General features: G+C 32.6%; 6 protein-coding genes. 4 read left to right on the top strand and 2 right to left on the bottom strand.

Features of this window, described 5'->3' with window-relative positions; all coding sequences use genetic code 11:
• Window positions 1–1490: hypothetical protein (locus ACWVCY_RS09050; protein ID WP_455142237.1), on the top strand; the 1490-nt coding region annotated here is incomplete at its 5' end.
• Here the strand turns inward: ACWVCY_RS09050 and ACWVCY_RS09045 are convergent.
• Entirely contained in the window at window positions 1487–2410 is a 924-nt protein-coding gene (locus ACWVCY_RS09045; protein ID WP_455142235.1) for a hypothetical protein, read from the bottom strand. The two genes, ACWVCY_RS09050 and ACWVCY_RS09045, sit on opposite strands and share 4 nt — an antisense overlap.
• A 234-nt stretch (window positions 2411–2644) precedes the next feature.
• Here ACWVCY_RS09045 and ACWVCY_RS09040 point away from each other — a divergent pair, with 234 nt between their 5' ends.
• Window positions 2645–3232 (top strand): class I SAM-dependent methyltransferase, encoded by a 588-nt coding sequence (locus ACWVCY_RS09040; RefSeq protein WP_455142234.1) that lies wholly within the window; start codon window positions 2645–2647, stop codon window positions 3230–3232.
• 2 nt (window positions 3233–3234) lie between these two features.
• On the opposite strand, the gene ACWVCY_RS09035 is transcribed toward ACWVCY_RS09040, so the two are convergent.
• Window positions 3235–4767, bottom strand: coding sequence for a hypothetical protein (locus ACWVCY_RS09035; protein WP_455142232.1), 1533 nt, complete (start codon window positions 4765–4767; stop codon window positions 3235–3237).
• 113 nt (window positions 4768–4880) lie between these two features.
• Between ACWVCY_RS09035 and ACWVCY_RS09030 the strand changes: the two genes are divergently transcribed.
• Both ACWVCY_RS09030 and ACWVCY_RS09025 read left to right on the top strand, forming a co-directional pair.
• The gene (locus ACWVCY_RS09030; protein ID WP_455142230.1) at window positions 4881–5741 is read left to right on the top strand and encodes an AAA family ATPase; all 861 of its coding nucleotides are present in this window, start codon (window positions 4881–4883) and stop codon (window positions 5739–5741) included.
• A 1-nt stretch (window position 5742) separates the two neighbouring features.
• Window positions 5743–7149 (top strand): VWA domain-containing protein, encoded by a 1407-nt coding sequence (locus tag ACWVCY_RS09025; protein WP_455142228.1) that lies wholly within the window; start codon window positions 5743–5745, stop codon window positions 7147–7149.
• The last annotated feature ends 1 nt before the right edge of the window (window position 7150 follow it).

Here is a 7150-nt window from a genome sequence, read left to right as displayed (position 1 = left end):
CTCTAGTGAATAACGGAAATTTCACCCTTTTTAGTTTAAATGTTTCCTCTGAAATGAGACGAATAAAATGGGTTTTAAACTGGCAAGATTCTTCTGTTAATTTTAATTTAACTATAATAGATCCGAATGGATCAATTTTAGATATTCAAAACTTAAATACTAGTGGTATTGTACCAATTTTTCTCTCTAATCTCAAATCCGTTCTTCTTGATTTTCCTCAACAGGGTTTATGGTACTTTAACCTAACTTGGAATAATATTTCAAATCCTGAGATCATTAAAAGCCGGTTATTAACGTATGATCCTCCGATCTATATTCAGTCAATAATCCAGTATAATTCATCAGAAAATTCTATCTTAATGAATCAGATTAAGGAAGTTAAAGATGCAATTAACTCTCAAACAAAGGATTTTCTCTCAAAAAAACTTACTCAATTAAATAATTCCATAGGGAATCAATCAGTAATATTTTTAATTAATGTTACAAATAAGAATCCGCTTTTTACTTATCACAATATTACTCCTTATTTATTAGGTAATTTTTCTCTCTATAATTTAACAATTGAATGGATTCCACCCGTAGCATCGAATTTAACAATTGGCCAATTCCTAGTTTTTCAATTTAACCTTACATTTCTTGAACCAACTCTTCTCCAAGGAACACTTTTTTTCAAAGTTAATTGTACCGAAGGTTATTATGATGCTATTGCCCAAGATGTTGCTCTAGATTATCGGGTAATCACTGAAAATGTTACTATTGAAACATACCTTGAAAATCAAACCATTACAATAATTGAAAATCAAACCATTGTTGTTACAGAAAATCAGACGATTCAAACAACTATTGTATCTCAAATGATGACTATGGTCACTAAATATACGTACAATAAACAGGTATTTGATACTCTGAAATGGGCAGGTTTTTTCATCTCATTAGGATTAATTATGTCTTTTCTTGCGGTCTATGTTTCAGCACAAGCAATTCGGATTCGAAGTTTTGCCAAGATGTTTCGTTCTAGATTATTCCCTGATCAATCTGCGTTAGAATTAGCCTTACAAGAGCAAGGTATCGATGTTTCTCCAACAGAATTATCCGCTGTTATAGATAGTACGGTGAATCTTGACCAATTTGGTGAAAATATTTTCTCTCTAACTGGTAAACGACTTACTCCCGAGGATCTAATTCGACTTACCTCAGGAGTTGCTATTGATCAAATTATTAACCGATTAAGTTTTGTTACTGGTCTTTCCCCATCAGAGATCGCTGAAAAATTACAAGCTGCTCCTTCTGTCGAACATTTAATACGTGAACTAAATCTTGACCAAGAAAAATTCTTAGATATCATCACGAAGGATGAGCAGGTCATAAAGTTCCAAGATAAAATTTCCTCTTTAATTGGTCCTAAAGTCATTATCCAATCTGACGTTGTAGTGAATGATGATATAGACATTTTCGCCTTTAGAGGAAAAATCCGTCGAAAATTTAGCTAACCTGAAAAAATTTTCTCTTCCAAATACTTCTGTTGTTCTGAACTCACTTCACGAAAGATTTCTGTATTATTAGCTAATTGTGAGATCATTTCTGTTGTAGCTTGGAAATCTTTAGCACTTTTTACACTTGGATAGTTATCGAGAGTTGGAATATCATATTGAGTGGCAATCTTGTTAAATTCAGAATCATCTCTAATCATCCCTAAAACTGGATATGAAAAGTTCTGCATAACTTGATTGATCCATCTTTCACTTAATACCTTATCCGTTATTTTATTAAAAACTAATCCACTGATTGATATCGCTGGTTTGGCATATGCATTGTAATCAATAAGAAAATTCTCCAAGGCATGAATTTCGTCCTGTATTTGGTCTATTTTTGCTTTATTCACATCGATTATTCCAACAATTAAGTTTGAATTGAGTAACGCAGCCAGTTCAAAGTATTTCTTAATCTTTGGCTCAATCAGAGGGAGATCATAGAAAATAAATTTGGTTCCTGCCTTTTCAATTGTCATAGTAATTTTCCAGATGTTTTGAGCTAATTCCAAAGTTTCTGATCTTGATAAGGTAACGGAAACCGCTCGTTCAAATACAGGGATCATAAAAAATAATGGTTCGGTAGTTTTTTTATGTACAAACTTTGAGGGGAAACAGCACTTAGACCAATCTGGGTTTTCAGTCGTTTTTAATTCAGACAATGCTGTTAGTTCTCCCAGACGCATTAAAATTTTATCAGTAGCAAAAAATTGAATAGTGGAATACATCATTGAAAAATCAAAAACACTTGCAATAGGAAAATCGGGTTCTAGACCTGGATGATCTTTTAAATACTTCTTAACAAGTTCATAACTAAGTGTTGCCATAACAGGAGTTTGGGAACTCGTAGTGCCAGTGGAAACATAAGTTATTTTTAGCATCTCTCTTACCTATTAAGTAATGCTACTATTTCATATTTTTAAACGCTCACTTTTCAAATCAATCTAGAATTCTTTTAGGTCTTCAAAAATTTCTTTATTTTTTTCCCCTCTCCTATTTAAAAAGAGGAAATAGTTCTTCTTCCTTCTCTTTTCTTTTTTTATTATTATCTTTCAGTTTTATTTCCTATAAATAATTCAAAAGTTTTAAAATTCCTCATTATTTAATTCCAATTGGTGTTAGTCATTCCACATCGGTTTTTTGATTTTATTTCGCCTATTTATGATCTTCTTATTAAGGGTTCTACTCCTTCTGATCTCCTAACCTTTTTAAATCTTCAAGGCAACGAAAAGGTTTTAGAAATTGGCACTGGTACAGGCCGAACTGTTCAAAAAATTTCTTCGTTATGTGATCAACTTTATTTGCTTGATCCATCACAGCTTATGCTGAATAGAGCGAGGAAGAAAATCCCATGTGCAAATTTTTCAATAGGATATGCGGAACAGCTTCCTTATCCCAATAATTTTTTCGAACGAATATTTGCTGTGGATTCCTTTCATCATTGGAATAATCATCGTGAAGGCCTTGCTGAAGTCTATCGGGTCTTATCGTCAGATGATGGAATTTTTATTGTATTTGAATTTGATCCAAAATCACGTTTTGGTCATTTCGTCAGATCAATGGAAATGTTTTTTCGTATGGGGTCAAAATTCTTTACTCCCAGTGAGTTACGAGTTTTATTTGAAAAAGAATCATTTACAGTGACACATCAGCAATATATTGATAGTATGACTTATGCTACCATTGCTCAGAAATCAAAATAACTTCACCTTTCATGATCATTGAAAGGTTTCTTTAGTTTCACATAAAATAAGTATTCCTGTTTTCCCTTTATGATTTCAACTTCTTGATTCTCTTTTAGATTCCAATTTTCAGTTATTAGGGCTGGAATGATTAATTGATTTTTGGCCATGATTCCTTCATAACTGTCTTCTCCTTTAAAAGAGGGGGCTGGAACTCCACGAATTCTACTTCTAACTTGTTCTTGAACCATGATTGTTCCTGAAATCAATTTTCCTAATCTTTCTTCAAGTTCTTCTCTTTTTTTAAACCCAACTAATACAGCGAATTCTTCTCGAGTTATAGGCTTCAAATTCTCTTTAAAATGAGTCCATTTATCTAATGATAATCGTTTAACCGAACTCCCTTTGATATTGAGATTCTTAATTGAAGTTTTCATATCTTCCTCTAGACTCCCTTGGTTTATTTTAAAGAAAAGTCTACTGCCTCTCCCTTTTTCCCGCTGTTCTTTTACAATTTGTTTTAATAATTCATGCCGATTTAAATGAAAGATATAGACTCCAACTTTATTTTGTAAGTTCCTAGAGAAGGGAAATCTTAAAATTAAATCATTTTTGTGAAAATTAGATAGTTCTTGTTCTTGTACAAGCTTTAAATTATGGGTAACTAAGTAAAATTCATTAAAATTTCTTAACTGCTCTGGAGTTGTGATCTCTCGAGCTTCTTCAATGACCTCTGGAATTAGGGCTTTTCCCTCTTTAATTCGTGATTCAACCAATCCACTTGATAGAGTTAACTTCCCTGTTGAGGTTATAATAGAGATGATACTAACAAATAGACTACCGACAATTAAGGAACCTGTTAATAAATCTAGTTCCATTTGATCTAAAAGTATGAAAATAAAGGTTAGGAGAATCCATTTTGAGGAAATCAAGAAACTAGAAAAAAATAGAGAATTTAATAACTTTATAGGATTAAGAATAATATCTACATAATTTATTTTAACCTGACGCAAATAAAAGAGGAATAAATCGAAAAATCCAACACCTAAAAAGAATAAAATACCAATTTCTTTAAAACTTCGTAATTCCCTTAGATTAAAGAAAAAAAAAACTAATACAGCTAGTTTCCATAGATTTAATATAATTTTACTAAGATAAGGAGGTAAATTAAAGATTAATTCCTGAGAAGATTCCTGAGGAGAGATTATGAACCATACAAGAAAAGTTAGTGCCAGTAATAGTATCATTATATCTTGAACTTGAACCTCCGAGATTACAAGGGCTGATTTTTGATTATAAATCCAAGATGTAATTAACCATACCATTAAATACCCCTGTGTTCCCCCCTCCAGTCCTATTTGTGATTTTCTTTGTGCTCGGATTCGTAAAAAGACCATTATTAAAAAGTTAAGGCTTCCAAGAAGAATGAAGAGTTCAGGTTTTTCTTGAAGGAAAGTTATTAATAGCCAGAGCAGTGCAAGAATAACTCCAATGGTTGTCAAGCGTGAGGGTTGGAATTCTTGAAAATCTGATTTTTTAAAGGATTCTAATGACATAGATGAATGAAAGACAGTTCATTTTTTAACATGATATATCTCGGAAACTCTAACTATGGGGAAAAAATAATTTATGGAAATCCAAGATAGACAAGTATGGAAGTTATCTGATAATGACAGTTGATTTATTGGCACAAAACTATGTTTCCTCAAAGGAAATCGATACTATTCTTTCACTAGCCTTAAAATTAAATCGACCGATTCTTGTTGAGGGTCCTGCAGGGACAGGCAAAACTAGCGTGGCGATATCTATCGCTGCAGCTCTTCAATGGAAATTGTTTCGCATTCAGTGTTATGAGGGTATTTCTGTTGAAAATGTAATAGGTGAATTTGATTATAAAAAACAACTTTTAGCGATTGAGCTGGCTAAACACTCTAATAATGATTCTGACTTAGTATTGGATAATATTTTCACACGTAAGTATTTTATTGAGCGTCCACTATTTGAATCCTTTATCAATAATGAGCCAAATGTTCTATTAATCGATGAAATCGACAAAAGTGATGAAGAATTTGAAGCTTTACTCTTAGAAGCACTTGGTGAGCGTCAAATTACTATTCCAGAACTTGGAACATTTAAAGCTCAAAATGATCAACAATTAGTCATTTTAACGAGTAATAATTCTCGTGATCTCTCAGAACCTCTAAGAAGGCGATGTCTATATTTATATATTGATTTTCCAACCCGTGAGAGAGAAAAACAGATACTCGTTACTCATACAGGTTTGGAACTAGATAATCCTCTTATTCATGGTATTTCTGGCATTGTGAGTCAAATTCGAAAACATGATCTTAAAAAACTCCCCAGTATAGCTGAAACAATTGATTGGGCGAAAACATTAATTTATTTAGGCTATAATAATCTAGATAGAGAGATTTTAAAACAGACTCTTTCAGTTTTACTCAAACATCAAGAGGATATTGAAAGACTAGATCCTCAACTTTCAGAAATCCTTAGATTGGGAACTAATTAAAATGTCTATAATTCTCAATTTTGTTGCTAGATTGAGATATTATGGATTAGCTATTTCTCCTGCCGAAACCATTATGGCTCAAAATGCCTATCAACTAATTGGGGTAAGAAACAAAAATAATTTATGCCTTGGATTACGAGCTACCTTGGTGAAGAGACATCAAGATATTAAGATTTTCAATCATGTTTTTCAATTATTTTTCGGCAATGTGGTACCAATTGAAGATACTTCTCATAACATTGAACGATATAAAAAAGGAGAGATGAGATTTCTTAATCGATTACGAAATATGAATGATTCATATCTTCTTCTTGGACAGGCTCTATTGGAAGGACGTATTGAGGATGCTCATGGTATTGCAACCCAAATAAATATAATGGGAGAGGGGACAATCGGATCAGGAGGATCTGGAGGGTCAGGATTTACAAAATCGCTCATTCTCAATCTTCAACGGTTATTTCGATTATCTTTTGGAATACCTGTACCTATTCATGGCTTAACTTCTGAGCAACGGGATTCGATTCCTTTACCAACATTGAATTTAGCAAATAATCTGTATTCTTTTGAATTAGAAATGTTATCAGCTCAAGAACTACAACAACCTGTCTTCACTGAACCTATGGCAGATAATATATCTCAAACGAATCAATTTTTAGATTATGATCTAAACTATATTTCTACATCAGTTAGCAATGTTAAGCAACAATTAATTGAAATTGGCCACATCCTCGCTAGTCGAGAACGTCGTAAAAGGAAACAAGCACTTAAAGGGAAGGTAGATTTTCGGAGAACATTTCGGAGGAATCTGGTTCATGGTGGGACTCCAATTAATCTCATGTTTCGTAAAAAAAAGAAACAAGATCCTGAAATAATTATCTTGAATGATGTAAGCGGATCAACAAGCTGGGCAGCCTCCTGGTTTTTTGTAATTTGTTATGCGGCTAGAAATGTCTTTAGAAAAATCCGCATATTTGAATTCGATAATACTACAGTAGATGTCACTAAAGCATTGGAACTAAAGACGATTGACCGAGCACTTTTTGCACGACAAAATTGTTGGAAAAAAACTATTCGGCCTAGAAGAATTCATTCTGATTATCAATCTTCCTTTGAGGATTTATTTAAACTAGTTAATGTTAATTCTATTTCCAGAAAAGCTTCTATTTTATTATTAGGAGACTGTCGAGATAATGAGGGCACTTGGCGTTCTTCTGGTCCAATTAGTGCTGAACTACTTGAAAAATTAGTCTTAAAAGTTAAAAAAGTGTTAATTTTAAATCCTGAATCCAAAGCTTTATGGAACACAGGTGATTCCATTGTCAATTATTATCAGAATGTTGGGGCTAATGTATTCCAAGTAAGCACCATTCGTGATTTAGCAAGATTAATATTTGAACTGGAAGGTTAAT

It is taken from the genome of Candidatus Hodarchaeum mangrovi (assembly GCF_975850365.1).
Note: the sequence above shows the minus strand (reverse complement) of the source record. Positions and strands in the feature narration are given on the sequence as shown.